The organism is Aquitalea pelogenes (assembly GCF_001515305.1).
GTDB lineage: Bacteria > Pseudomonadota > Gammaproteobacteria > Burkholderiales > Chromobacteriaceae > Aquitalea > Aquitalea pelogenes.
In genome coordinates this window covers 1-364 of record NZ_LNQV01000128.1, presented here as the reverse complement: position 1 = coordinate 364, position 364 = coordinate 1, and the positions used below count along the sequence as shown (strand labels likewise).

General features: G+C 66.8%; 1 protein-coding gene. It reads left to right on the top strand.

The features are described 5' to 3' along the window. Positions 1-364: hypothetical protein (locus AWT75_RS21805; RefSeq protein WP_204377137.1), on the top strand; the 364-nt coding region annotated here is incomplete at both ends.

Sequence of the window (364 nt, the reverse complement as noted above, 5' to 3'; positions counted from 1 at the left end):
GCCCAGCAGCCATTGCACCCCAAGCTGGCAGGCCGCTTGTTGGCCGATTGTGTGGCCGCCGCCTTGTTGCGGGTGCAGCAGCAGCGTCCGGCGCTGGATAACGCCACCATGACCGACTGGTGTGGGCAGTGGCTGGATGCAATGCAACTGGTGGCCGGTTTCAGCCTGCCGGAGCAAATGCTGCAGCCTGCCGCTATAGCCAGCCTGCGCCAGCAGGCGCGCGGCAACTGGTGGAGATGGCCGACTGCCTGCATGCCCAGCTACAGCCCAGCAGCCATTGCACCCCAAGCTGGCAGGCCGCTTGTTGGCCGATTGTGTGGCCGCCGCCTTGTTGCGGGTGCAGCAGCAGCGTCCGGCGCTGGAT